The organism is Neobacillus bataviensis, from assembly GCF_019969725.1.
The window spans coordinates 865,342-891,407 of record NZ_JAHXYW010000001.1; the positions used below are offsets into that span (position 1 = coordinate 865,342).

Sequence of the window (26,066 nt, forward strand, 5' to 3'; positions counted from 1 at the left end):
TCCCTTTTTATTCAGCGTTAATGAAGGTTTTCCCCTCAAGCTCAGCTCGAATTTTCATAAGCTCCAGCTCTTTATCATCGCGGTAAAATAAATTATAGGTGTCAAACGGAATGATTCTGCCATCTGGATGGGCTATATGAACACAGGATTTCTTGACTGAGCGGACATCGAAATTATAGGCATCTAAAAATTGCATAATGATGACGCGGAACACATTGTCATAGCCAATCGGTCCAGGCATTGCTACCTTTGGCAGACAGCATAATAAATCTTTCAGTGACAATGCCGATGAATCTGGTGAATGATTTAAAGAGAACAATTTAAAAATCATATTTTTAATATTATCGTCCTGCTCAAAAACGATTGTATTCCGCTCTCCTTCAAGCAGAATGTTTGGATCAATTAATCCTGTTAACGGGGTTACTGTATCATTGAGTTTGAGCGCGTAACCCATGGCAAGACAATCCGGGTGACATGGAACAGGAATGATATCCTTTGAGCCAAACACATTTGATTGGTCGATAATCATTTGCCTGACTTCACTTAACGTTAAGCGATTGGTTGACGGATCATAATCTTCCAACCTGCCGGCTGCTTGAATTGGTTGGAAAGTGACTCCTCTGACACATTTTTGTTTCAGACCATATTGAATGATTTTTCCTACTTCCTGGTCATTTAACCCCTTTTTCAAAGTCACAACTAGCGTCGTCGAAATATTATATTCATTTAAATTCTCGATCGCTTTTTGTCTAATATCTCTTAAATCTACTCCCCTTAATTCCTCAAGTGCTTCTTTTTCAAAACTATCAAATTGAAGATAGATTTCAAAACCTGGAGAATAGGCGGCCAAACGCTTCACAAATTCTTTATCATTTGCAATACGGAGCCCATTAGTATTCACCATAATATGCCTGATTGGTCTTGATTTTGCCATATCAAGTATTTCAAAAAACTGCGGATGTATCGTCGGTTCTCCGCCGCTAATCTGGACAATATCAGGATTGCGTTCATTTTTAATAATATTATCAAGCATAAATTCAATTTTTTCTAGACTGCGGAAGCCGCCTTTATGGGGAGATGACTCGGCATAGCAAATGGGACATTGGAGATTGCATTTCTCGGTAATTTCTAGCAAGGTCAAACAGCTGTGCTGTTCATGGTCTGGGCATAGGCCGCAATCATACGGACAGCCATATTTAATTGGGGTATTCCAGCGGTACGGCATTTCCGAAGGCTTGATGAATTCACGGCACCATTTATAATATTCAACATCCGTTGAAATCAAAACCTTTTCTCTTCCATGGTGGATACAGTGCTTCACGAGGAAGACTTTTTCGTTTTCAATAATAACTTTCGCTTCCACCTTCCGTAAACAAGTCGAGCAAATACTGTTTGTTAACTCATAAAATAAATAAGGACGGTTAGGCATGGATTTCTCTCCTTTTTTCTGTTTGTTTTTTATGTATAAGCCAAATGTAATATGCGATTCCTAGTAAACTGGCAAGCTGAATATTGTTAAGGATCCAATATGGATGCGGAGTTGGTTTGATAAAATCAATCATGAAGCGAAACATGAGGTAACTTAACATGAATAGCTGGTACAGCAATCCTTCCCAGCCGATATTTTTCTTTTTCATTTGAAAAAGCAGCAAGGCTACAATCCCCAGGAAGACAAGCTCATATAATTGAGTTGGATGGCGCTTGATTCCATCCCCAAAGTCAACACCGGTTATCCATGACGTAGCAATCCCATAAGTATGGTCATCCAAACCAGTTAAAAAGCAGCCAATTCTTCCAATCATCATTCCAACTGCTAATGGGAGAACAAAATCATCACCAGTGGAACGGGTCCATCCAATCCATTTTTTCGCTGTTTCAACCCCTATTAATCCACCTAACAAACCACCCACAATGGTTTTTCCTTCAATTAGATAAACAAGATTATCCCAGTTTTCCAATGTTTTGTTCGGATCCTCCAGCCAATAGAGAAATTTCGAACCAACGGCGGCACCTAAAGTGGCACCAACAATAACCCATAAGGCTTTATCCATTGGTATTCTTTCTTTATTTCGTGTGTATAAATACACACGAAAGCCAATAAAGTACGCTAATGATTCAAATAACCAATGAGGATGGATGCCGAAAATATAGAAAGGAAAATTCACATTTTCCCCGCCTTTCGAAAAAATTTCCTGTATAAACGGTACCCTTTTCTAATACCATCCACAACATAAAAAGGAATCGAAGGATGGTATTTTTTAAGAAAAGGTCTATAAATCTTGTAATACGCTTTTTTCAAATCATCCCACTTACTGCAATAGCCCTGCTTGTAGAAATCTGACACATCCACGATATATCCGCGTCCGTTTGACATGACGACATTTTTGCCGTGAACATCGAAGGGGTTCAAACCGACCGATCGAGCATATTCCAGCCCATTATCAATATCCTCAATTACACTTTCAGGAATTGGTACACCCTTTACTAAAGCGTCAAATAAAGTAATCCCGTCAATTTTTTTTAAAACTAAATAGCTGTCACTGTAAGCATAGAGATGGGAGTATGCTTTATGGTCCCCTAGTTTTTTATAGACTTCAATTTCCTTTTTTAGCTCATCAGGATCTCTTCCGTAAACCTTTACAACCAATAAAGGATTCAAATCGTTCGAAAAAACTCCAGCGTAATTACCGCTTCCAACCGTTTTCCAAGAGCTTGAACGATTTTCGACAATGATGGGATCGAAAGGGCTTGGAGTCGTTAGAAAAATCTGCGGTAATAACTCGGTCTCTATTAATGATATATATTTGCCTATCTGCATTTACACACCCTCAATCCAAGAAAAAATAAGACTGGCATCATTTGTTAAAATTATTTTCTCATCTTATCTTACCTTCAAGCAAGAAAAAATGTTATTCCTAAATTGATAATATCTTTATTTTTAATACCTCACCCATTACACTGATACATAAGGGGTGATAACATTTGGATTTTCCCACTTTAGGAACGAAAAGACTGAAATTAATTGAAATAACACATAAGCATATGGATAGGATTTATGAAATTTTATCATTAGAAGAAGTTACGAGATTTTATGGGACCGACCCCTTCATTTTACAGGCGGAAGCTACACGATTAATTGACATGTTCCAGAAAAACTTTCATGAAAAGCGCGGGATCCGTTGGGGAATCAAACTGAAGGAAAATCAAAGGATTATTGGTACAATCGGTTTAAATGTCCTGAATTTGAAAAATAAACGCGCCGAAATCGGCTATGAATTGCATCCAGCCTTTTGGAAAAAAGGGTATGCCTTCGAGGCAATTAATGAGGTACTAAGATTTTCATTTGGCCAGTTGGACTTATATCGAATCGGGGCCGTTGTATATCCAGAAAATGAGGCATCCTTACATCTCCTAAGAAAAATCGGCTTTACGAATGAAGGGTTGCTGCGGGGCTACATTAGACAAAATGATCAAAATCATGATACATATGTTTTGTCATTGCTAAAATCAGAATGGACAAAAAGCCAGGAATAAAGGTATCCTGGCTCCTCTTATTCTTCGAAATATTCCTTAAATGCTTTTGGATTTTTTACGTCCTCATTATGATAATATGGATTATTTTCGGTTGGGTCCTTCGGGTCAAGATTTGTTTTGATGACTAGCATTGGCTCTGATGAACTTTCTGCGATTATTCTGTCATTTAACTGATCAAAATCAGCTATTTTCTTATTTCCGGGCTGTCTTGGTTCCATTTTTTTGCACCTCCTAGAATTAAGGTGCATCCTTTTGCTGGAAAAAATTCACGTTTAAAAAAGAAAAAAACTAGGAAGTAAAAACCTCCTAGTTCATGTTATTCTTCTTCCCCGCCGACTAAGAAATCTGGATTTAATTCTTCAAATTCCTCGTCGTCAACATCCGGTCCCCAGTCATCGTCATCACATTTATGGCTTTTAGAGACGGCAACACAAATTTTTGTTTCGCCAATCACTTCAACAAGGAATTCCCTTTCCACATGTACAATGATGCGATTGCCATTTGGGGAGATGACTGCTTCCGTACAATTCGGCTGCTGCAGCACGCGAGCAACAATCTCATTGTCATCCAAGCAGTCATGATCACGGTACTTTAACTTAATGACATCTGTATAAGTAACACGTTCAGTTACTACTTCTGTTTTGGTGTTATCGTTAAAAGAGTACCAAACGTTGATGTCATACGAGCCGTGTATCTCTACAGTCTTGCCGACTTTCTTCGCGTTGTATTTATGGTTGATAATCCAACAGCCAAGGATGCTGGTTGGACTGTGTGCCGGGCTTATTGTATGATTGGACTGGGTAAATTTACGTCCTTTCGCTACGACGGCTTTTGCAAATATCTCTCTGTAATCTCCCATTTCGCGCGAACCCTCCTCATTCAGTTTCAATTCATCCTATGCTAATTTATAGACTAGTGTGATATATAATTTTGGAAATACTGGTTAAATGTTTAGATATGATTCATTTTATGCGCGTTATATAGGTATGTGCCTTTTTGCCTTGTACTTTAAAAAAAGGTAAAAAAATAGAGCCGGCTTATTATATAAGCCTGGCTCTATTGATTAATGATCGTGATCGCAGTCGTCGTGGCCGCCGCATTCGCCGCCATGTTTCATGCTGGCACCTGTTTCGCCCATCAATACATTCCCACCAGTGGAAATGATGATTTCGTCAGTTACAGTATTCGAAATGGTTGAAGCAATAATCTGGAGCAATTCATTTACATCCATTTGAGATTGCTTAAAGTCTTGAACAACTGGAATTTCATCCAACTCTTGTTCGATAGATGCAATTTTGTCTTCCACCTTTTTCAATGCTTCTGGTTTCCCATAATGTTGAAGGTTTACTGCTTGCTTTTGCAAACCTTTAATATCTGAAATTAATGTTTTAACCTTTGGGTTTTCATGAATCTGTGCTTCTGCTCGTTTAAAAAAGTCCACTTCTTCTGTTTCTGCAATCATGCGTGCTAATTCTGTAGCACGAGCGACGATATCATCTTTAGTATACTTCGCCACCTTATTTCACCTCTGCTGCTTCTAATTCTTCAACCATTTCTCCGTTTAATGACCATGTTTTGGCTTCTGTAATTTTTACTTTGATGATTTTTCCGATAGCTGTTTTAGGCGCTACGACGTTCACAAGCTTGTTTCTTGAAGTGTAACCAGCAAGGACATCAGGGTTATTCTTACTTTCGCCTTCGATAAGTACATCAAGAACCTGACCCTCGTGCTTTTTCATCGCTTCGAGTGAAAGTTCATTTACAAGAGCATTTAAACGCTGTAGACGCGCTTTCTTTACTTCCATTGGAACATTATCCTCCATTTTGGCAGCAGGAGTTCCTTCCCGTGGAGAGTAAATAAATGTATAGGCTAATTCATAACCAACTTCTTTATAAAGAGACATTGTTTCTTCAAACTGTTCATCCGTTTCGTTTGGATACCCAACAATAATATCTGTAGTCAAAGCAACATTTGGAATGGCTGCTTTAATCTTTTTAACAAGCTCTAAATATTGCTCTCTTGTGTATTTACGAGCCATAATTTTTAATACATCTGTTGATCCAGATTGAACTGGTAAATGGATATGATCCATTAAATTTCCGCCCTTAGCAAGAACTTCAATCAAGCGATCATCAAAATCACGTGGATGGCTCGTCGTAAAACGAATTCTTGGAATATCAATCTTACGCAATTCATCCATCAAGTCGCCTAAACCATAGTTCATACCATCTAAATCTTTACCATAAGCATTTACGTTTTGACCAAGTAAGGTAACTTCCTGGTAGCCTTGTGCTGCCAGATGGCGCACCTCTTGGATAATTTCCTCTGGACGACGGCTTCTTTCTTTACCACGTGTATACGGAACAATGCAATACGTACAGAATTTATCACAACCGTACATAATGTTAACCCATGCTTTGATATTTCCGCGGCGGACTTTTGGAAGGTTTTCAATAACGTCTCCTTCCTTAGACCATACTTCAATTACCATTTCCTTTGACATATACGCTTCATGCAAAATATTTGGTAAGCGGTGAATATTGTGAGTTCCAAAAATCATGTCAACTTGTTGATACGTTTTCAAGATCTTATTAACTACAGATTCCTCTTGAGACATACATCCGCATACACCTAGTAGTAAGTCTGGCTTTTCCATTTTCAATGCTTTTAAGTGGCCAAGTTCGCCAAATACTTTGTTTTCCGCATTTTCACGAATAGCACAAGTATTTAGAAGGATAACATTTGCATCCTCTGTGTTGTCAGTTGGTTCATAGCCTAATGCTAAAAAGATTCCGGCCATAACTTCTGTATCATGCTCGTTCATTTGGCAGCCATATGTCCTAATATAGAACTTTCTGCCTTCACCCATTCCTTTGAATTCCTCAGGAATAGAAAAATCATTATGATATTTAACTTCTTCTTTACCACGCTTTTTTGCATCTTTTAAAGAAGGTGCGGTAATGACTTGCTCAAAGTATTTGCTGTAGTCCTTGGCGGATTTTTTGTCCGAAGAATTAGCAGCTGCTACTTGCTGACCTTCTAATCGTTGCTTTTCATTCATGTATAAAGACCCCTTTCATTTAAAATAAAATACGTCTATAAGATTATTTTTTGTAATTATTTACCTGTGCTATAAAGATAGGATGCCGATTGCTCTATCTGCACATTATTATAGTATAAAGGTTTACAAGACTGAAAACAATAGTAATCCCTGTAAACACGCTGATATATAGTCAATTATGTATTCAAAATAATGCCGCCAAATAATAATGATAATGGAAGACTGTCATTTTATATGTGACGTTTTTCACTTAATTAATGAAAAAAATCCCGAGAAATACATTTTCCCGGGATTTTCATTATTATTACATAAATTCTGCAACTAATTTATCGAAGTGTGCTTGATCAAGGTTTAATTCTGCATCCACTAACGGAGCTTCTGAGTATCCAGTAAGTAATTCTTGATAAGATGGACGCTCTGTGTTTTGGTAAATAAGTCCAGTAACTAAGCCGTTATGCTTCATTAATGTCTGCATTGCCATTTCACGGTTTGATGCATCATATCCCTCAACATCACTTAGTTTTGTTAAGTTTTCTTTAAACCAGTCGTAGGTGTTTACTTTATTATAGGTTACGCACGGGCTAAATACATTGATTAATGAGAAGCCTTTGTGTTTAATCCCCGCTTCAATTAATGCTGTAAGGTCTTTTAAATCAGTAGAGAAACTTTGTGCAACAAAGGTTGCTCCTACTGTTAAAGCTAATTCCATAGGTGAAATGGATTGTTCAATTGACCCCATCGGAGTAGATTTTGTTTTAAATCCAACTGCCGAACGTGGAGATGTTTGTCCTTTTGTTAAGCCATAAATTTGGTTATCCATAACAACGTAGGTAATGTCAATGTTACGGCGAATGGCATGAACGGTATGAGCCATACCAATTGCATAACCGTCACCGTCACCACCAGAAGCGATAACTGTTAAATCACGATTGGCCATTTTAACACCTTGGGCAATCGGAAGTGAACGGCCATGGATTCCATGGAAACCGTAAGCATTAATATAACCAGAGATACGGCCTGAACAGCCAATCCCTGAAATGACGGCTAAATTTTCCGGTACTAGACCAACATTTGCCGCCGCACGTTGCATTGCAGCCTGTACGGAGAAGTCGCCACAGCCTGGGCACCAGTTCGGTTTAACATCATTTCGAAAGTCTTTAAAAGTGGCCATTTAGAACAACTCCTTACATTTTGAATGAACTTCGTGAGGTAAAAATGGATTTCCATCATATTTTAAGAATTTAGTAATTTTTTCAGCATGACCAATATTCATTTTCATGATATTTGCTAACTGTCCAGTTGCATTGTTTTCCACTACAATCACTTTTTTGGCAGAACGAACGAGTGGAAGCACTTCGTCTGAAGGGAATGGATGAATTAAACGAATTTGAGCATGGTTGACTTTTAATCCATCTTTTTCTAAGCGTCCCATCGCTTCTTCGATCACACCACGTGTTGAGTTAAAACCAACGATTAACAGATCTGCATCCTCGTGTGGCGCATTTTTATAAACAGGTGTGTTAAAACGAATATTTTCAACCTTACGGAAACGTTTATCCATTTGAGCATTACGATTTGTTGCAGATTCAGATGGTTTTCCTGTTTCAGCGTGCTCAACCCCAGTAACATGGTGAATACCATTTTTCATACCTGGGATTGTACGTGGAGAAACACCATCTTCTGTAACTTCATAACGCTTAAAATAACCTTTGTTTTCAATTTCAGGAAGTTCTTCACTTACGAGCTTACCGCGTCTAATTTCTACTTTAGAGATATCAAGCGGTTCAACTGTCTGCTTTCCTAATGATAATTGAAGGTCAGATAAAACGATGACTGGGCATTGATATTCTTCTGCAAGATTAAACGCTTCTGCAGTATCATAGAACGCCTCTTGAACAGTACTTGGAGCCATAACGATTTTCGGAATTTCACCATGTGTACCATAAATCATTGCCATTAAATCTGATTGTTCTTGTTTTGTCGGAAGCCCTGTTGATGGACCACCCCGTTGAGTGTCCACAATAACAAGCGGAGTTTCTGTAATACCAGCTAGTCCAATTGCTTCCATTTTCAATGATAATCCAGGACCTGAAGAAGCAGTAAGAGCACGTACCCCACCGTAGCTTGCTCCAATTGTCATGGTAGCAGCTGCGATTTCATCTTCTGTCTGGATAACTGTACCGCCCACAGCAGGTAATTTCTTAATTAAATATTCCATGATATCTGATGCAGGTGTAATTGGATATGCAGCCATGAAACGGCATCCAGCAGCCATCGCGCCTAATGCAATCGCATCATTTCCAATCATAAACATACGGTGTTTGCCATCTGCTTTTTCTAGTACCATTGTTGGGACATTTGCATCCATTTTTTCTTTCATATAATCAAAGCCCGCTTTAATGGCATCCATGTTTTTCGCAACAACTTGATCGCCTTTTTTGCCAAAAATCTCACGAACTACTACTTCAAATACATGAATATCTAGGTCTAATACTGCAGATGTTGCACCAATTGCAACCATGTTCTTCATTAAAGAAGTCCCTAGCTGAGTAGCAATCTCAGTGAATGGAACCGCATACAGAGATGCTTCTGTATCTTCAGGCTTTTTTGGATCAAATTTTGCATCAGCAAGGATTACACCTTTAGTGTGAAGTTCTTTGTAATTCAAATCAATTGTTTCTTGGTCAAACGCGACAAGGATATCAAGATCGTCAGAAATGGAACGAACTTCTGTTGTGCTCACGCGAATCTTATTGTTCGTATGGCCGCCTTTGATACGAGATGAAAAGTGACGATAACCATACAAGTAATATCCCAGGCGATTCAGTGCGATTGCAAAGATTTCCCCAGTACTTTCAATACCTTCCCCTTGTTGTCCGCCAACTTTCCACGAAAGTTGATTGATCATGACTTACACCCCTTTGGATATGTAAAAAATAAGTAATTAAACATTAATAGTGTAGCACTTTTCCGAGTAAATCACTAGAATTTTGTTTATTTAATGCTTTAAAGACTTAAAATCTAGAAAAATGGATACGTACTAAACGCTTTCAATTCTAGACCTATGGACTCAAAATTGCAACCCTTTCAAGCGAAATATTGTCTAAAATATGTATATTTTTTTATTATTTTAACTTTGATATTTTCTACTACCTTAGTCACATGAATAACAACAGTTCAATCCTCTTTTTTTATGCAGTTTTCGATTATATCCACTACTTAAAGTACATTCCAAATGGATATTTCAATCCTTTGTTGACCTATATCAGAATAATAATTTTATAATTGTAATAGCAAAGTATCAAAGTAGAAAATTAGTATCCAATTTTGTAAAAAAATAGAAATAAAAAAACCTGCTGGATATAACCCAGACAGGCATAGGTAATGGTGCTTCGTTTTCTCCGCGTTTTGTATACTGAACTTCCTTTTAACGCGGCTCCACAATTAACTTTATAGCTGTGCGTTCTTCCCCGTCAATCAAAATATCTGTAAACGCAGGGACACAGATCAAATCAACTCCGCTAGGTGCTACAAATCCTCGAGCAATGGCTACTGCCTTTACGGCTTGATTTAATGCACCCGCACCAATGGCCTGTATTTCCGCTGCACCTCTTTCACGCAGAACTCCGGCAAGTGCACCAGCTACAGAATTAGGATTAGATTTTGCTGAAACTTTTAATATTTCCATTCCTAGCTCCCCCTTGTAAAATCCCGATCCCGCATGAGCAGTTTCATGAACAAATCAGGTATATAGCATTCCACTGCTACTATATTCAATTTGAAATTGACATATTCCGGCTTGGACGATAAAAAGGAAAATAAAAAGAGCAAATTGGGTAATTTGCTCTTAAGAATACAACGGATGATCATCATTTATTAGTATTGGTTGTATCTTTTTAGCTAGACCTGTTTTTCGGTCCAAATCAATTAAAACAGCACTAAGCTGGTTTCTTCCTCCGGAAGGCACTTCAAACCGGACTGGAAGGCTGGTTAGGAAGCGTTTGAGGACGGCTTCTTTTTCCACCCCTAAAATGCCGTCATATGGGCCAGTCATGCCCACATCTGTTAAATAGGCCGTTCCCCCAGGCAAGATACGATTATCAGCCGTCTGGACATGTGTGTGGGTCCCCACAACTGCAGATACCCTTCCGTCTAAGTACCAGCCCATTGCCTGTTTCTCACTTGTTACTTCTGCATGAAAATCCACAAATATAAAGGGAGTTCTTGCTTTTGCAAGGGTAACGAGTTCATCTGCTTTTTGGAAGGGACAATCAATAGGATTCATAAAGGTGCGTCCCTGCAGATTAATGATTGCCACTTCTAACTCATTTATTTTTAGAAAAACAATACCTTTCCCAGGTGTATCTTTTGGAAAGTTTGCCGGTCGGACCAAATATTTGGCTGTATCAATAAACTCAAAAATTTCTCGATTATCCCAGGCATGGTTCCCCAATGTTACAGCCTGAGCACCTTGTTCTAAAAACTGACGGTAAATTTTTTCAGTAATCCCTTTTCCACCTGCTGCATTTTCACCATTGATAATCGTTAAATGAGGTCGATATTTTTCTTTAAGCTTTGGCAAGTACTCCTTCACCATATCTCTTCCAGGTGAACCGACAACATCACCGATAAATAATAAATTCATGTTATTGCCCTTTCATAAATAAAAATAGTATTGATTAAATTGTATCACAGTTCCTTAGTATTTAATCGCATAAGAGTCCTCAAAAAATAAAAGCGGTGCATGCGCACCGCTTTATTTTGCATATTCTACAGCCCGTGTTTCGCGGATAACTGTAACTTTAATATGTCCTGGATAATCGAGCTCTTCTTCGATGCGCTTGCGAATATCGCGTGCAAGACGATGTGCTGCAAGATCGTCAATTGTATCTGGTCTGACGATAATCCGCACTTCACGACCTGCCTGAATAGCAAAGGATTTCTCAACACCTTCATAGGATTCTGAAATCTCTTCAAGCTTTTCAAGACGACGAATATAGTTTTCAAGCGTTTCACTACGAGCACCTGGTCTTGCAGCTGATAAGGCATCAGCAGCAGCAACTAAAACCGCAATAGTTGAAGTTGGCTCTGTATCACCATGATGTGAAGCAATACTGTTGATAACTACAGGATGCTCCTTGTACTTCGTTGCAAGTTCTACTCCTATCTCAACATGGCTTCCTTCCACTTCATGGTCAATTGCTTTACCAATATCATGAAGCAATCCCGCACGTCTCGCTAATGTTTCATCTTGACCAAGTTCAGCGGCAAGCAAACCGGATAGCTGTGCCACTTCCATGGAATGCTTAAGCACATTTTGACCATAGCTTGTACGGAACTTTAAGCGGCCAAGAATTTTGATAAGATCAGGATGGAGTCCATGAACACCCACTTCAAATGTGGTTTGTTCACCCACTTCACGGATATACTCATCCACTTCGCGACGAGACTTCTCAACCATTTCCTCAATTCTTGCAGGGTGGATACGGCCATCTTGTACAAGCTTTTCAAGTGCTAAGCGGGCCGTTTCACGACGAATAGGGTCAAAGCCTGATAGAATAACAGCTTCAGGTGTATCGTCAATGATTAAATCAATTCCTGTTAATGTTTCAAGTGTACGGATGTTTCGACCTTCACGGCCAATGATACGGCCTTTCATTTCATCATTTGGAAGGTTGACGACAGAGACTGTCGTTTCCGCAACATGGTCAGCAGCGCAACGTTGGATTGCTAACGAAAGGATTTCCTTCGCTTTTTTATCAGCTTCCTCTTTTGCACGATTTTCGCTTTCCTTGATCATAACCGCAGTTTCAACGGATAGTTCTTGTTCCATGCGGTCTATTATGATCGACTTAGCTTCTTCGCGAGTTAAGCTCGAAATTCGTTCAAGTTCTGTTTGTTGTGTTCGTACCAACTCGTCCACTTTGCTTTCCATCTCTTCAATATGCTGTTGTCTTTGGTTTAGAGAATCATCCTTCTTTTCTAATAGAATTTCACGCTTATTTAACGCTTCATCCTTTCGATCTAAATTCTCTTCTCTTTGCAGTAAACGGTTTTCTTGTTTTTGCAGTTCATTTCTTCGTTCACGAACCTCACGCTCCGCTTCAGTTCGAAGCTTGTGAATTTCATCCTTTGCCTCTAACAGGGCTTCCTTTTTTAATGAATCAGCATCACGTTTCGCATCTTCAAGAATCTGCTCTGCAGCATTCTTTGCTCCTGCTATTTTTGCTTCAGCAATGGATCTACGAATAAAATAGCCAACAACGGCACCGACGATAAGGCCAAGCAAAATGGAGATGATAGTAATTGGTTCCATCGTTACACCTCCTCTTGCTATGAACTTTTGTTACATTTTTTAAGTGTCGGCATGTACATTGTTTAGACTCAACATACAGCAAGCACTAAGGCTTTTCGAATTGTCATATTTCCAAAAATGTAAAATATACATGTTAATTGTAATTGTGGGAATATACATTGTCAAGGTTTTGTCCAAATAGCTTTTTGAAATATTTCGAATTCGTCATCTCTTCTTCATTCTTATTGGTTGGCATTGGATTTATAATTATTAATTTTTATGTATATTTATCCAATTTGTTTAAAAAGAGCAAAACCCTTTTCTGGGTTTTGCTCTTCATTTTATTGATCTAGTAACTCAAATTGCTCGTCATCATCAGCTTCAGTCACTGTTTTATCGCCATCTAAGCCATAGTGATCACGGATCTTTTGTTGAATTTCAAGGCGGACACTAGGATTTTCCTTTAGGTAAAGCTTAGCATTTTCACGGCCTTGGCCTAGTCTTTCATCGTTATAAGAATACCATGAACCGCTCTTAGAAACGATATCTAGTTCGGAACCTAAATCGATGATTTCGCCTTCTTTTGAAATTCCTTCTCCATACATAATATCGACTTCTGCTGTACGGAATGGAGGGGCAACTTTGTTCTTTACGACTTTAATTTTTGTTTTGTTTCCGACTATGTCATTGCCTTGCTTTAGTGCTTCAGCACGGCGTACTTCCAGACGGATGGTGGAATAGAACTTGAGGGCGCGGCCTCCTGGAGTTGTTTCCGGGTTCCCGAACATAACACCGACTTTTTCACGAATCTGGTTGATAAAGACAGCGATTGTTTTTGATTTATTGATTGCACCTGATAGTTTACGAAGTGCTTGAGACATCAAACGAGCTTGTAAACCTACGTGTGAGTCTCCCATTTCGCCTTCGATTTCTGCTTTTGGTACTAGAGCAGCTACAGAGTCAATAACAATAATATCGATTGCTCCGCTTCGTACTAGTGCTTCTGCGATTTCTAGTGCTTGTTCACCAGTGTCTGGCTGGGATAATAATAGTTCATCAATGTTAACGCCTAATTTTTGGGCATAAGCTGGGTCCAGGGCATGCTCAGCGTCGATAAATGCAGCTTGTCCGCCTTTTGCTTGGACTTCAGCGATGGCATGAAGGGCTACGGTTGTTTTACCAGAGCTCTCTGGCCCATAAATTTCGATTATACGACCTCTAGGATATCCTCCTACCCCAAGTGCGGTATCAAGTGCTAATGATCCAGATGGAACAGTTGAAATTTTTGTTTCTGTTTGCTCACCCATTTTCATAATTGAGCCTTTACCAAATTGCTTTTCGATTTGTTTTAGCGCCATTTCTAAGGCCGCTTTACGATCACTCACGAATTATTTCCTCCCTTATCTATATAAACAGAAGCTTATTGCCTAAATCTATCAAGTAAAACCTATTAATAATATAACCTCTTTTTGGGTATTTGTCGAGCAAAAAGTCGAACATTCATTCGACTTTTTTCTAAACTATTTATACTGGAAAAACAGACAAATATACCCATCATAAACGGTTTTTCTTGATAATTTTGCAGAGAAAACTACTTTTCATGAAGTTATCTGAAAACTGATTCAAAGGTGTAAGATCTTTCATTTACCTTCTGACCACTTTTCTTCAGCTCCCAGGCAATGAAACGCCAACTTAACCCCCAAAAAAATCACAGAACCTTATTAAGCATTCTGTGATTCTTTCAACTTCTTTATTAAATAATAGCATCCATACTTAACAGCACGGACCCTGTTTGCTTCCCGAGTGCCAGCAAGCACAAGCTTTTCAACAGCGGTTGGCATTCCCTTTATCGCGATCCCAATATAAACCGTACCTACCGGCTTACCCTCTAACTCATCAGGACCGGCCACACCGGTAAAACTAATCCCAATATCCGCACCAAAAATCGACGCTGCATTTTCCGCCAATTCCAAAGCACATTGTTCACTTACGGCGCCAAACTTATCAAGTGTCTCAACCGAAACCCTCAAAACCTGATGCTTTACTTCGTTTGAATAGCAGACTACACCGCCATTAAAAACAGAGCTAGCTCCTGATACCGAGGTAATTTCCTTTTGGAACATCCCGCCTGTTAAACTCTCAGCAGCCGTTATCGTTAACTTTTTCTCTTTTAACATTTTGGTCAATTCATTCAAAAGAGAAGTATTGTCATAGCCATATAAAAACTCGCCAACGCGCTGATTTATCTTACGTTCCACATCATCAAGCATCGAACCTGCAACAGTTTCATCCACATTCTTAGCTGTTAGCCTTAAGGTAACCTCTCCATCCCCGGCAAGAGGAGCAATCGTTGGATTGCTTTGCGCGTCAATTAAATCCACTATCTCCGTTTCCAATGCCGCTTCCCCTATACCGAAAAACCGCAAAACTCTTGAAACAATCTTCTCATTGGAGTCCCCATCAGGAGAAAGTGCGATCCTTCCATAATGAAGGAACATCGGCTCCATTTCCTTTGGAGGCCCTGGCAGAAGCATATATATATGTGCGTCCTGTTCGAGTACCATCCCTGGCGCCATGCCATGATCATTCGGAAGAATATGCGACCCTGCTAATACAAGAGCCTGCTTTCGGTTGTTTTCAGTCATCACCCGGTTTGTCCGCTTGAAGTAATCCTCGATCGAAGCTAAAGCCGTTTCATCCATTTCAAGTTCTTTGCCTAAATGGCGGGCAATCGTTTCCTTCGTCAAATCATCCTTAGTCGGTCCGAGACCGCCAGTAAAAATAATGATTTGCGAACGCTTTTCAGCAATTTCAATCGCGCTCTTAAGCCTGTCCGGATTATCACCAACAACCGTATGAAAATAAACATCCACACCGAGCCCAGCTAATTGCTGAGACAAAAAGCGCGCATTCGTATTCACAATTTGACCGAGCAACAGCTCAGAACCAACCGCGATAATCTCAGCATTCATTATAAACAGCCCCCAAATCTATTTAGAATTTTTTAAAACATGACTGTTTTTAGCAAAATAGTCCCAGCCGGACCAAATCGTAAATATCATTGCAACCCATAACGCAACGATATCAAAACGAAATGGAATCATAGCAAAAATAATATTATGTAATAAAAGCGAAGAAATCGCGATAATCTGCGTCCAGGTTTTAATTTTTCCCAGCATATTTGCTGCCACTACTTCCCCTTCTCCTGCAAGCAAGAGGCGTAGGCCTGTTACAGCAAATTCCCTGCTGATTATAATGATGACAATCCATGATGGTGCATAGATATCATTAAGCTCAACGAGAACAATAAGCGCTGCTGAAACAAGTAATTTATCAGCAAGCGGATCAAGAAATTTCCCCATATTCGTGACAAGGTTCAATTTACGGGCATAATGACCATCAACCCAGTCGGTAGTAGACGCAATGATAAAAATCAACGCTCCAACAAAATGAGTTACAGGCATGTCTGCTCCAAGAAAGGTCATATCACCCCAGTCAAAAGGGACAAGCATGATAATCAAGAACAATGGAATAAGCAATATTCTTGAAACCGTAATTTTATTTGGTAAATTCATTTGTGTATCCTCCTATATAAGAAACCGCAACAACCATTAGGCACGCCAAAAATAGTCATCACTAGATGACTATTGGGTTTTGGGAACATATTGAATCGTAATGTTCTGTACATTTTGCGTCGGTGCGATAGCGTACTCGAGTTTTTGGTCATTCACATAGATTTCAACGCCCGCAGCGTTCCCAACCCGAATAACAGCATTGCTTTCTGCTGTCAAATCTACTGTTTGGCTTGGAAGCTTATCTTTATCAAGAGTCCATTGATTAACCATTTTCCCCGTGCTATTTTTAACACCAACCCAAGATTTCCCGGTTGCTACCAATTTCACAATAAACTTTTCTGCATTTTTTAAGGAATAAGTAGAATTCCTTCCTTGTGATTGAACAACTGTTATTTCCTGTTTAGGTGCTTCAACAACAGGAGTCTTCTCTTCTTCTTTTTTGGTTTCCTTCACTTTTTCAGAATCTTTCTTCTCAAGCTCATTGGCTTTTGCTTTTTCGAGATTCTCTGATTTAACGAATTTAACTTGTTCGTTATCTTTGCTTAACGATTCATTGGAATCCTTACCAGCATAATTATAAAGAAAATAATATAATAGACCAGCAACGCCAATGACAAAAACACCAATTAATACTTTCGGAAGGATATCAAAGATTTTTGAATTCCCTTCCGAAATAGCTTTATGGGTTTTAACCCTAGAAAGTTGAGGGATTTCATCATTTAAGCTTGCAGGAATTTCACTTTTATATGTTTCAAAAATTTCATCAGGATTTAGGTTAAGTGCTTCTGCATACTGCTTAATGAAAGCACGGACGTAAAAATTCCCTGGCATACTTGAATAGTTGCCTTCTTCAATGCTGATTAAATATCGTTTTTGAATTTTGGTCATTGTTTGTAAATCATCTAAACTAAAACCTTTTTCTATTCGGGCTTCTTTTAGTCGATTCCCTAGTTCAGTCACTTTATTAACACCTTCCAATTTTTAAAAATCAAAATCTCCAAAATCAGATCCGGAGAATAAATTATTTTGGTCCACTACCTCATATGTAATCTCTTCATCAACATTATTCCTCAACTCGATAATATAGTCAAAATCATCGAGGGTGTACTCGGAGTTTTGGACAAAGATATCAGGGTGTTCTATTACTTTAACAGATGGTAATCGCATAATTTCACGAACAAGCTGCCAATGGCGTTCGTTTGCCCGTCGGGTAGAAACGATTCCGTCTAGAATGAATAGGTTGTCAGCATTGTACTCATCTTCAATTAGTTGATTCCGAATTGTTTGTTTTAAAAGGGTAGAAGAGACGAATAACCACCTCTTATTGGCACAAACACTTGAGGCTACAATTGATTCTGTTTTTCCGACACGAGGCATGCCGCGAATGCCAATTAGCTTATGCCCCTCCTGCTTAAACAATTCTGCCATAAAATCAACTAATAATCCAAGTTCATCCCTTACAAAACGGAATGTTTTTTTATCATCTGCATCTCTCTGAATGTATCGGCCATGTCTAACAGCCAGCCGATCTCGCAGTTTTGGTTCCCTTAGTTTTATTAATTTTATTGTGTCCATTGTATTTAAAATTGACTCAAGTCGTTTAATTTGATCGTCATCTTTTGCTAAAATCAAAAGACCGCGTCTGCCTTCATCTACTCCGTTGATGGTTACAATATTAATAGAAAGCATTCCTAAGAGGGATGAAATGTCGCCTAAAAGTCCAGGCCGATTTTTTTGAATCTCATATTCTAAATACCATTCTTTTTTCATAAACTGCTTACCCCCTAAAGAAGTTTCGACAAATTTTTCATATATCTTTATCTAAACCTTATCATAAATGATTTTGATGTAAGATGAAAGAAAAAACATGGAATATATTTCTGAAATAAAAAGAGAGGAGCTGCCTCCTCTCTTTTTAATGATTATCCATTATTCTTAATAAGTTTAACCATCATATTGGCAATTGCCTGCTGCTCTTGTGGGTCAGCAACTGACCAGAGGTCTGATAAAATTCTTTCTTGCTCATTTTTTGGCTCGACTTGGTTTGCTAAATAATCACCGATTTGATAAGCAAGTTTACTAATTGCACCCTCACTCATTCCCTCATCTTGTGCATGATGGAGACGATTAGCAAGAAAGTCTTCCCACTGTTTCCAGTTATCTAAAACTGACATAGTAAATTACCTCCTTTAAAATGGTACACGGTTATTTTGTGATGGGGAAGCATGAACTATACATCGAAACTTGTGAACTTTTATGTATACCAGCCGCCATTAACGGCAAGGACTTGTCCGGTGATATAACTCGATTCATCTGAAAGCAAAAAGGCTACACATTTAGCAATTTCCTCAGGCTGCCCTAATCTTCCCATCGGAATTTCAAATTCAATTCCTTTTAGCTCATCCTCTGAAAATCCTTCCATCATTGGCGTATTAATTGCTCCAGGGGCAATGCCATTAACTCGAATGCCATTTAAGGCTACCTCCTTACTAAGCGCCTTTACAAAACCAATCTGAGCACCTTTGGCAGTTGAATAGGCTACCTCAAAGGCAGCACCTGTTTGCCCCCAAATAGAAGTAATGACAATAATACTGCCTAACCCTTTACTTAAAAGTTTGGGGAGAAGTTCTTTAGTCAGCATTAACGGATTAAGGACATGTACATTAAATAAGGCTTCAGCATCCCTTTGTTCCAAATCAACAAGGAGGCCGTACTGACTGTTCCCGCCGCAATGGATCATCGCATCCAGCGAAAAGATGTGCGGGCAAATTTGTTTATAACCATCCGGTGTAGAAAGGTCCGCACTAATCGGCATGTATTCACCGCCAAACGGAACGAGCTTGTCTAATAGTGCTTTAATTGAGTCTACATTCTGATTGTAATGCAAGTATAAGCTGTACCCATTTGCTGCTAGATTATATGCCACCGCTTGGCCGATTCCGCCGCTCGCCCCCGTGATCAATGCATATTTTTTCATTCTCGTCACTCTCTCTAAATAATTGACAAAGCGAAAAAGCGCCTGCTTGTGCGGCGCCTCCGCTTTTCTTATTTCTTGTTTTTCGGAATTACTTGACATACAGAAAAACGTTCTTCCGAAATAACCTCTGATGCCAGTGATTGTACATCTTTTAAGGTGATTTTTTCAAGCGTTGGGACGACATCAAATAAATTCATATCGTTAAATGCATATCGTGTAAATTGATTTGCAATGTATTCTGGTGAATTGACGGCACGTAAAAATGCTCCGATTTTTTTCTTTTTGGTCCTCTCTAACTGTTCTTCCGTGTAAGCTGCTCCATTCTTTGCCTCAATAAGCATTGTTTCTAGCTTTTCAGCAAGCTTATCAGGTTCGCCAGTATCTCCGCCAATCATCGCAAAGCCAAAGCCTTGTTCCTGGGTATAATCATAGGAAAACGTTTCATCAATTAACCCTTCATTATAAAGTTGATCAAAATTTGCTGAGCTTTTGCCAAACAGCAAATCAAGGAGGACATTCATCGTTAATTCATTTTTTAACATTTCATTTCCTGATTGATCCACGTGAAGCGCTTTAATTCCCACTAAACATTTAGATGTTTGCACATTCATTTGCAGCACCTGTTTTTTCTCTGCTGCATCTGATGGTTCTTCATCAAATTTACGCTTGATTTCTGGCATATCTTTGTATTCTTTTTTGGCCTGGTTTTCTCTTACCTGGGTCATAAAGCGTTCCGGGTCCACTGGCCCGACAATAAACAGCAGCATGTTGCTTGGATGATAAAAGGTATTATAACATTCATAAAGCCAATCCTTTGTTATATGAGAAATCGATTCGATCGTTCCGGCAATATCAATTTTAACTGGATGATTCTTATAAAGGTTTTGAATTAAACCAAAATATAAGCGCCAATCAGGGTTATCATCATACATGGTAATTTCTTGACCGATGATTCCTTTTTCCTTTTCAACTGTTTTTTCAGAAAAATAAGGATCTTGAACAAAATCAACCAGTGTTTCTAGGTTCTTTTCGACATCTGATGTACTTGAGAATAAATAAGCCGTTCGGGTAAACGAGGTAAAGGCATTGGCAGAAGCTCCCTGCCGGCTGAATTGCTGAAATACATCCCCGTCTTCCTTTTCAAATAATTTATGTTCTAAAAAGTGAGCAATTCCATCGGGAACTGTCACAAAATCATCTTTGCCCAGTGGGACAAAGGTATTATCGACCGAGCCGTACTTTGTCGTAAAGGTCGCATAGGTTTTATTAAAACCCTTCTTTGGCAAAATATAGACGTTTAAGCCATTGGGCAATTTTTCATGATAAAGCTCTTCCTGAAGCTGGTCAAAATTAATTTTTTCCATTATGCACCCGCCTCCGATCCTGTTAAGAAATAAATCGTATCAAGCTCAATTTTTTTCGCTACCGCAGTAATCTCTTCCTTCGTAGTCTTTTGCATTTCAGAAAGCCACGTGTCAAGACTAATATCTGAATCCGAAATGACATTATGATATAAAATTTCCGTTAACCCTCTAGAGGTATCAATGGTTTCGAGAATTTGATTTTGGATGACAGCTTTCGTTTGATCCAATTCCTGATCCGTAAAATCTCCATTTTTCATAGCTTCCATTTGTTCGTTAATAATTCCAACGGCTTGATCATAGTTCTTTAAATCAATCCCTGACATAACCATCATCAAGCCTTTATGACTTTCAAGCCGGCTTGCTGCATAATAGGCAAGACTTGCCTTTTCACGGACATTGATAAACAATTTGGAGTGTGAAAAGCCACCGAAGATGCCATTGAACACTTGCAGGGCAAAATAATCAGGATCACCATAGACAATATTGGTTCGATAGCCCATATTTAGTTTCCCTTGCTTTACATCCTGCTGTTCCTTAACCTCATTGACCTTTTCAGTTTTTGATACTTCCTGTTTTGCACACTCTTTTGGCTTCCGATTTTCAAATTGAAGCAGTTCTGAAGCAAATTTTTTAACTTCTTCTTCTTTTACATCACCAATAATATATAGGTCCATTTCATCCTCTAAAAAGACTTGTTTATAAAACTCATATAAATTTTCTGGAGTAATTGCATCAACATCCTGGGCTTCCCCATTTACCTGAAGGGCATACGGTTCACCCTTGCACATTTCCTCTAATAACCGAACATTCGAGTACCGCATTTTATCATCATATACGGATTGGATTCTCTGCTTTAGGGTCCGCTTTTCTTTTTCAACGGTATCTTTATCAAAGGCGTTACCTGAGGTGTTTGGTTTTGTTAATACTTCCGCCAATAATTCAAATCCCTTTTTTAATAAAGGCTCTGAATCACTTAAGAATTTCTCATTGGCGATTTCCAAAGAGAAGCTCATTACATGGTATTCGCCTTTCTTGGCTAAATCCACGAACAAAGTGGCACCATATAGTTCATCTAAATAAGAACGTAAGGCTGTCGTGGAAGAATATTGGGCCGTGCTGCTTTGTAAGACCTGTGGCAGAAGCGCCCTTTTTGTCACATCCTCTTTTGTTAAAGGAGCTTTCATCCTCCATACAAAAGTATTGGTTTTATATTTATCTGTTTCAACAATGTGGAGTTTATATCCTTGCATTTCGATTACTTTTTCAACTGCACCCTCCATTAACTTTCCTCCTTAATATGTAAGAACAGTTTTCTTTATATCTTTTCCTTTCAAAAGAAACCTATACTTTTTACTATAATTTGCCAAGCTTGGTCAATTCAAGCGTTAACTCTTATTTCTTAAACTTTTATGTTGATTTGCGCTCCAATCAACATGTTTCAAACTCAAATATGTTCTTTAACTCAGCCTTTAAAAAAATAAACCCACAGTTCGCATGGAACTGTGAGTTTGAATTTGTTTTAACGGCTTCCTTTAATATAGTGTGTACCAACTGCTTTTGGTGCATCGGCACGACCGATGAATCCTGTTAATGCTAAGATGGTTAACACGTAAGGAGCGATTAACAAATATACATTTGGAATTTCTTTTAGGAATGGCAAACTTGAACCGATGATACTAATACTTTGTGCGAAGCCAAAGAATAATGCCGCACCAAGAGCACCAAGAGGATGCCATTTACCAAAAATCATAGCTGCGAGCGCCATGAAACCCTGACCACTAATCGTAGAGTGGCTGAAGTTTGAAGTAATGGATTGTGCATAAACAGCACCCCCAACCCCACCAAGTGCTCCTGAAATGATAACGCCAAGATAGCGCATTTTAGTAACGTTGATTCCCATTGTGTCTGCTGCCATTGGGTGTTCACCGACAGAACGAAGACGAAGACCGAATGGAGTTTTAAATACGATATACCATACAATGATGGCAACAATTATTGCTAGAAAAGATGTCCAATACGTATTTTGGAAAAAGATTTTTCCGATAACAGGGATATCCTTTAAAATCGGGATATCAATCTTTCTGAAACCTTGGCTGATAATGCCAGTTTCACCTTTATCATAAATTAATTTGACCAAGAACAGGGTAAGTCCTGTTGCAAGTAAGTTAATCGCAACACCCGAAACGGTATGGTCAGCACGGAATGTGATTGATGCAACGGCATGAAATAAGGAAAATACCGCACCTGCTGCCATGGCAACGATTAAAGCAATCCAAGGAGTTGCACTGCCGAAGGTATCTACAAAGGTTAAGTTAAAAACAATCGATGAAAAAGCTCCGATTACCATTAAACCTTCAAGTCCAATATTAACTATCCCTGAACGCTCCGAGAAAATTCCGCCTAATGCAGTGAAGACAAGTGGAGCTGCCCACAACAACGTGGATGGAACAACAATCATTAAGATATCCATTAAACTCAACTTACTTCACCTCCTTTTTACTGAATCGATCAAGAAATATTCTTATGATGTAGCTTGATGCTACGAAGAATACAATTAAGGCAATAATGATACTTACAAGTTCATTTGGTACACCCGCTTCAAGAGGCATGTTCAAAGCTCCAACCTCTAAAATACCGAATAAGATAGCGGAGAAAAATACACCTAGAGATGTGTTTGCCCCTAATAAAGCAACAGCAATTCCTTCAAAGCCGACACCTGTAAATCCGCCTTTAACTGCAGCATAGCCGAACGTGCCTAGCCCTTCCATTGCACCCGCAAGGCCTGCAAATGCACCTGAAATTAACATGGAAAGTATAATATTTTTATTAACACTCATCCCTGCGTAATGTGCTGCATGCTGGTTAAATCCAACAGCCCTTAGTTCAAAACCTCTTGTTGTTCTTTCAAGTAAAAACCACATAATAATACAACAAACAATTGCGATAATAATTCCCCAATGAAGACGTGAGTAATCCGTAATACTTTGAAGAAATTCTGAACGCAGTGATGCGGACTCATGAATTTGTTCCGTTTTGTCACCGCTTTTTGCAGCAAGTACGTTTCTAATAATATAGTTGGTTGTATGAAGAGCTACATAGTTCATCATGATTGTCACAATTACTTCATGAACACGGAAACGTGCTTTTAAAAAGCCAGGAATAAAGGCCCAAAGTGCACCCGCAACCATCGCTGCTAAAATAGCAAGCGGCAAATGGATAACACGCGGAAGATCAAACGATACACCGACCCATACTGAAGCCAGCCAGCCTACAATAAATTGTCCCTCAACCCCGATATTAAATAAGCCTACACGGAAAGCAAATGCTACCGCTAAACCAGCTAAAATATATGGAGTAAATTGTCTGATTACTTCCCCAACATAATACGTTTCGCCAAATGCCCCATTCCATAAGGCAGTGTAGGCGTCTACGGGATTATACCCGCTGGCTAGCATAATAATCGTTCCGACAATAATACCTAATAAAACTGCAATAATTGGCGTTAAAATGCCTGTTAAGCGTTTAGACATGCGTTCCTTCACCCGCTTCCTTTCTATTCGATCCAGCCATCAATAATCCTAATTCTTGTTCAGTTGTTTCTTTTGGATTAACAACAGCTACGATTTTCCCCTCGTATATAACGGCAATCCGGTCGCTGACATTCATAATTTCGTCTAATTCAAAGGATAGAAGCAAAACTGCTTTTCCATTATCCCGCTGTTCAATTAAGCGTTTGTGAATAAATTCGATTGCACCAACATCCAAGCCCCGGGTAGGCTGTGCAGCAATTAGCAAGTCTGGATTGCGGTCCACTTCACGTCCGATGATCGCTTTTTGCTGGTTTCCTCCTGAAAGAGCACGCGCTAAGGTATATTCACTTGGAGTTCGAACGTCAAATTCACTAATAATTTTCTTAGCTTGTTTATATATTTCTCGGAAGTTAAGAACTCCATTTTTGGAATATGGTTTTTTATAATAATTCTGTAAAACTATGTTCTCGCCAATTGGATAATTTAAAACCAGTCCATGTTTATGGCGGTCTTGAGGAATGTGACCAACACCAGATTCAGTAATTTTTCTCGGTGTCAGATTCAATAATTCTTTTCCATTTAACTTGACGCTGCCACTTTCTGATTTGCGCAGTCCAGTAATGGCCTCAATTAATTCTGATTGACCATTTCCATCAACACCTGCAATTCCGACAATTTCTCCAGCTCTTACGTCAAGAGTTAAGCCGTTAACAATTGATACCCCGCGGGTATCCTTCACGACTAGATCATTTACTTCCAGAACATTTTGTTTTGGTGCTGCTTCCTTCTTTTCCGTTTTAAAGACAACCTCACGCCCTACCATAAGGCTTGCGAGTTCATTAGGATTGGTTTCACTTACATTTACCGTTCCAATCCCTTTACCTTTACGAATAACGGTACAGCGATCCGCCACTTCCATAATCTCTTTTAACTTATGGGTAATGAGAATAATGGATTTTCCTTCCTTTATAAGCGTTTTCATAATTTGCATTAATTCTTTGATTTCCTGAGGAGTTAATACAGCGGACGGCTCGTCAAAAATGAGAATTTCCGCACCACGATAAAGGGTTTTTAAAATCTCAACCCTTTGCTGCATACCAACAGTAATATCAGAGATTTTGGCTTGCGGGTCCACCGCTAACCCATATCGTTCAGAAATTTGCCGTACTTCTTGTTCTGCTTTTTTAATATCAATCCGGCCGGCAGTTGTAACTTCCCGTCCAAGGATAATATTTTCGGTAACGGTAAAGGTATCCACAAGCATAAAGTGCTGGTGCACCATTCCAATCCCTAAATCATTCGCGATATTAGGATTGGTAATGTTAACTGGGTTACCTTTTACTCGGATTTCACCTTGTTCTGGCTGATAAAGTCCAAATAGCACGTTCATTAAAGTGGATTTACCCGCTCCATTTTCACCGAGTAAAGCATGAATTTCTCCCTTTTTCAATTGAAGGGTAATGTTATCATTCGCAACAAAGCCGCCAAACTCTTTACGGATGTTAAGCATCTCAATTACATATTCCATTTTTTCTCACTCCCTGTGATAAAGGTAAAAGGAAATTTCGACCAAGAGTAGTAAGAGGTCAGACCTTTCAAATGTTTTAAAAAAACAGGGAAATTTTCCCTGATAAAATCTTAAATGAAAAGTAGAATATCATTCTACGCTTCAGTTAGGATTTTCATTAAGAAGGAATAAGCAGGAAGGTTTTTATCCCACTTATTCCTT

The 26,066-nt window shown here is 38.9% G+C and carries 25 protein-coding genes; 1 reads left to right on the top strand and 24 read right to left on the bottom strand.

The window, feature by feature from the left end:
* Positions 1-7 precede the first annotated feature (7 nt).
* Genes LC455_RS04195 through LC455_RS04205 form a run of 3 tightly spaced genes read right to left on the bottom strand, consistent with a single transcriptional unit; the run spans position 8 to position 2,818 of the window.
* A complete protein-coding gene (locus LC455_RS04195; protein ID WP_223588422.1) occupies positions 8-1,429 on the bottom strand; it encodes a radical SAM protein in 1,422 nt (473 codons plus the stop codon).
* Positions 1,422-2,165, bottom strand: a complete 744-nt coding sequence (locus LC455_RS04200; RefSeq protein ID WP_223588424.1) for a prolipoprotein diacylglyceryl transferase — start codon at positions 2,163-2,165, stop codon at positions 1,422-1,424. The genes LC455_RS04195 and LC455_RS04200 overlap by 8 nt, the downstream gene beginning before the upstream one ends.
* Complete coding sequence (locus LC455_RS04205) at positions 2,162-2,818, bottom strand: serine/threonine protein kinase (protein WP_223588426.1); 657 nt, start codon at positions 2,816-2,818, stop codon at positions 2,162-2,164. The genes LC455_RS04200 and LC455_RS04205 overlap by 4 nt, the downstream gene beginning before the upstream one ends.
* A 164-nt stretch (positions 2,819-2,982) precedes the next feature.
* Here LC455_RS04205 and LC455_RS04210 point away from each other — a divergent pair, with 164 nt between their 5' ends.
* A complete protein-coding gene (locus LC455_RS04210; protein ID WP_223588428.1) occupies positions 2,983-3,534 on the top strand; it encodes a GNAT family N-acetyltransferase in 552 nt (183 codons plus the stop codon).
* Positions 3,535-3,551: 17 nt separating this feature from the next.
* Here LC455_RS04210 and LC455_RS04215 read toward each other — a convergent pair whose 3' ends face one another.
* The 21 genes from LC455_RS04215 to LC455_RS04315 form a co-directional block, all read right to left on the bottom strand.
* Positions 3,552-3,752: a hypothetical protein gene (locus tag LC455_RS04215; protein ID WP_223588430.1), complete on the bottom strand. Its 201-nt coding sequence runs from the start codon at positions 3,750-3,752 to the stop codon at positions 3,552-3,554.
* A gap of 98 nt (positions 3,753-3,850) precedes the next feature.
* Positions 3,851-4,393 carry an outer spore coat protein CotE gene (locus tag LC455_RS04220; RefSeq protein ID WP_223588432.1) on the bottom strand — a complete coding sequence of 181 codons (543 nt, stop codon included), beginning with the start codon at positions 4,391-4,393 and terminating at the stop codon, positions 3,851-3,853.
* A 204-nt stretch (positions 4,394-4,597) separates the two neighbouring features.
* Positions 4,598-5,050 carry a RicAFT regulatory complex protein RicA family protein gene (locus LC455_RS04225; protein ID WP_223588434.1) on the bottom strand — a complete coding sequence of 151 codons (453 nt, stop codon included), beginning with the start codon at positions 5,048-5,050 and terminating at the stop codon, positions 4,598-4,600.
* A gap of 1 nt (position 5,051) precedes the next feature.
* Entirely contained in the window at positions 5,052-6,596 is a 1,545-nt protein-coding gene (gene miaB / locus LC455_RS04230) for a tRNA (N6-isopentenyl adenosine(37)-C2)-methylthiotransferase MiaB (protein WP_223588436.1), read from the bottom strand.
* 304 nt (positions 6,597-6,900) lie between these two features.
* Positions 6,901-7,767, bottom strand: coding sequence for a 2-oxoacid:ferredoxin oxidoreductase subunit beta (locus tag LC455_RS04235; protein WP_223588438.1), 867 nt, complete (start codon positions 7,765-7,767; stop codon positions 6,901-6,903).
* Positions 7,768-9,504, bottom strand: a complete 1,737-nt coding sequence (locus LC455_RS04240) for a 2-oxoacid:acceptor oxidoreductase subunit alpha (RefSeq protein WP_223588440.1) — start codon at positions 9,502-9,504, stop codon at positions 7,768-7,770. It lies immediately after the preceding gene.
* Positions 9,505-10,023: 519 nt separating this feature from the next.
* Positions 10,024-10,284 (bottom strand): stage V sporulation protein SpoVS, encoded by a 261-nt coding sequence (gene spoVS, locus LC455_RS04245; RefSeq protein WP_038541258.1) that lies wholly within the window; start codon positions 10,282-10,284, stop codon positions 10,024-10,026.
* Positions 10,285-10,443: 159 nt separating this feature from the next.
* Positions 10,444-11,241, bottom strand: coding sequence for a TIGR00282 family metallophosphoesterase (locus LC455_RS04250; protein WP_223588442.1), 798 nt, complete (start codon positions 11,239-11,241; stop codon positions 10,444-10,446).
* 111 nt (positions 11,242-11,352) lie between these two features.
* Positions 11,353-12,912, bottom strand: coding sequence for a ribonuclease Y (gene rny, locus LC455_RS04255; protein WP_223588444.1), 1,560 nt, complete (start codon positions 12,910-12,912; stop codon positions 11,353-11,355).
* A gap of 320 nt (positions 12,913-13,232) precedes the next feature.
* Positions 13,233-14,276, bottom strand: coding sequence for a recombinase RecA (gene recA, locus LC455_RS04260; RefSeq protein ID WP_223588445.1), 1,044 nt, complete (start codon positions 14,274-14,276; stop codon positions 13,233-13,235).
* A gap of 336 nt (positions 14,277-14,612) precedes the next feature.
* The gene (locus tag LC455_RS04265) at positions 14,613-15,863 is read right to left on the bottom strand and encodes a competence/damage-inducible protein A (protein ID WP_223588447.1); all 1,251 of its coding nucleotides are present in this window, start codon (positions 15,861-15,863) and stop codon (positions 14,613-14,615) included.
* Positions 15,864-15,881: 18 nt separating this feature from the next.
* On the bottom strand, positions 15,882-16,466 hold the full coding sequence (pgsA, locus tag LC455_RS04270; protein ID WP_223588449.1) for a CDP-diacylglycerol--glycerol-3-phosphate 3-phosphatidyltransferase: 585 nt from the start codon (positions 16,464-16,466) through the stop codon (positions 15,882-15,884).
* Positions 16,467-16,535: 69 nt separating this feature from the next.
* Entirely contained in the window at positions 16,536-17,426 is an 891-nt protein-coding gene (locus tag LC455_RS04275) for a helix-turn-helix domain-containing protein (RefSeq protein WP_223588451.1), read from the bottom strand.
* A 21-nt stretch (positions 17,427-17,447) separates the two neighbouring features.
* Positions 17,448-18,236, bottom strand: coding sequence for a DUF3388 domain-containing protein (locus LC455_RS04280; RefSeq protein ID WP_223588453.1), 789 nt, complete (start codon positions 18,234-18,236; stop codon positions 17,448-17,450).
* 152 nt (positions 18,237-18,388) lie between these two features.
* The gene (locus LC455_RS04285; RefSeq protein ID WP_223588455.1) at positions 18,389-18,640 is read right to left on the bottom strand and encodes a DUF3243 domain-containing protein; all 252 of its coding nucleotides are present in this window, start codon (positions 18,638-18,640) and stop codon (positions 18,389-18,391) included.
* Between the two features lie 80 nt (positions 18,641-18,720).
* Positions 18,721-19,443, bottom strand: coding sequence for an elongation factor P 5-aminopentanone reductase (gene ymfI / locus LC455_RS04290; RefSeq protein ID WP_223588713.1), 723 nt, complete (start codon positions 19,441-19,443; stop codon positions 18,721-18,723).
* A gap of 68 nt (positions 19,444-19,511) precedes the next feature.
* Positions 19,512-20,807 carry an EF-P 5-aminopentanol modification-associated protein YfmH gene (gene yfmH / locus LC455_RS04295; RefSeq protein WP_223588457.1) on the bottom strand — a complete coding sequence of 432 codons (1,296 nt, stop codon included), beginning with the start codon at positions 20,805-20,807 and terminating at the stop codon, positions 19,512-19,514.
* Positions 20,807-22,087: an EF-P 5-aminopentanol modification-associated protein YfmF gene (gene yfmF / locus LC455_RS04300; protein WP_223588459.1), complete on the bottom strand. Its 1,281-nt coding sequence runs from the start codon at positions 22,085-22,087 to the stop codon at positions 20,807-20,809. The genes yfmH and yfmF overlap by 1 nt, the downstream gene beginning before the upstream one ends.
* Before the next feature lie 239 nt (positions 22,088-22,326).
* Positions 22,327-23,286 carry an ABC transporter permease gene (locus LC455_RS04305; RefSeq protein WP_223588461.1) on the bottom strand — a complete coding sequence of 320 codons (960 nt, stop codon included), beginning with the start codon at positions 23,284-23,286 and terminating at the stop codon, positions 22,327-22,329.
* A 1-nt stretch (position 23,287) separates the two neighbouring features.
* Positions 23,288-24,337 (bottom strand): ABC transporter permease, encoded by a 1,050-nt coding sequence (locus LC455_RS04310; RefSeq protein WP_223588462.1) that lies wholly within the window; start codon positions 24,335-24,337, stop codon positions 23,288-23,290.
* Positions 24,330-25,865: an ABC transporter ATP-binding protein gene (locus LC455_RS04315; protein ID WP_223588464.1), complete on the bottom strand. Its 1,536-nt coding sequence runs from the start codon at positions 25,863-25,865 to the stop codon at positions 24,330-24,332. The genes LC455_RS04310 and LC455_RS04315 overlap by 8 nt, the downstream gene beginning before the upstream one ends.
* Between the last annotated feature and the right edge of the window lie 201 nt (positions 25,866-26,066).

What these genes read in the sequence shown, in the direction of transcription:
- LC455_RS04195 (WP_223588422.1), bottom strand. Translation starts at nt 1,429, where the DNA reads ATGCCTAACCGTCCTTATTTATTTTATGAGTTAACAAACAGTATTTGC.
- LC455_RS04205 (WP_223588426.1), bottom strand. Translation starts at nt 2,818, where the DNA reads ATGCAGATAGGCAAATATATATCATTAATAGAGACCGAGTTATTACCG.
- LC455_RS04215 (WP_223588430.1), bottom strand. Translation starts at nt 3,752, where the DNA reads ATGGAACCAAGACAGCCCGGAAATAAGAAAATAGCTGATTTTGATCAG.
- LC455_RS04220 (WP_223588432.1), bottom strand. Translation starts at nt 4,393, where the DNA reads ATGGGAGATTACAGAGAGATATTTGCAAAAGCCGTCGTAGCGAAAGGA.
- miaB (WP_223588436.1), bottom strand. Translation starts at nt 6,596, where the DNA reads ATGAATGAAAAGCAACGATTAGAAGGTCAGCAAGTAGCAGCTGCTAAT.
- LC455_RS04235 (WP_223588438.1), bottom strand. Translation starts at nt 7,767, where the DNA reads ATGGCCACTTTTAAAGACTTTCGAAATGATGTTAAACCGAACTGGTGC.
- LC455_RS04240 (WP_223588440.1), bottom strand. Translation starts at nt 9,504, where the DNA reads ATGATCAATCAACTTTCGTGGAAAGTTGGCGGACAACAAGGGGAAGGT.
- spoVS (WP_038541258.1), bottom strand. Translation starts at nt 10,284, where the DNA reads ATGGAAATATTAAAAGTTTCAGCAAAATCTAATCCTAATTCTGTAGCT.
- LC455_RS04250 (WP_223588442.1), bottom strand. Translation starts at nt 11,241, where the DNA reads ATGAATTTATTATTTATCGGTGATGTTGTCGGTTCACCTGGAAGAGAT.
- rny (WP_223588444.1), bottom strand. Translation starts at nt 12,912, where the DNA reads ATGGAACCAATTACTATCATCTCCATTTTGCTTGGCCTTATCGTCGGT.
- LC455_RS04265 (WP_223588447.1), bottom strand. Translation starts at nt 15,863, where the DNA reads ATGAATGCTGAGATTATCGCGGTTGGTTCTGAGCTGTTGCTCGGTCAA.
- pgsA (WP_223588449.1), bottom strand. Translation starts at nt 16,466, where the DNA reads ATGAATTTACCAAATAAAATTACGGTTTCAAGAATATTGCTTATTCCA.
- LC455_RS04280 (WP_223588453.1), bottom strand. Translation starts at nt 18,236, where the DNA reads ATGAAAAAAGAATGGTATTTAGAATATGAGATTCAAAAAAATCGGCCT.
- LC455_RS04285 (WP_223588455.1), bottom strand. Translation starts at nt 18,640, where the DNA reads ATGTCAGTTTTAGATAACTGGAAACAGTGGGAAGACTTTCTTGCTAAT.
- ymfI (WP_223588713.1), bottom strand. Translation starts at nt 19,443, where the DNA reads ATGAAAAAATATGCATTGATCACGGGGGCGAGCGGCGGAATCGGCCAA.
- yfmH (WP_223588457.1), bottom strand. Translation starts at nt 20,807, where the DNA reads ATGGAAAAAATTAATTTTGACCAGCTTCAGGAAGAGCTTTATCATGAA.
- yfmF (WP_223588459.1), bottom strand. Translation starts at nt 22,087, where the DNA reads ATGGAGGGTGCAGTTGAAAAAGTAATCGAAATGCAAGGATATAAACTC.
- LC455_RS04310 (WP_223588462.1), bottom strand. Translation starts at nt 24,337, where the DNA reads ATGTCTAAACGCTTAACAGGCATTTTAACGCCAATTATTGCAGTTTTA.
- LC455_RS04315 (WP_223588464.1), bottom strand. Translation starts at nt 25,865, where the DNA reads ATGGAATATGTAATTGAGATGCTTAACATCCGTAAAGAGTTTGGCGGC.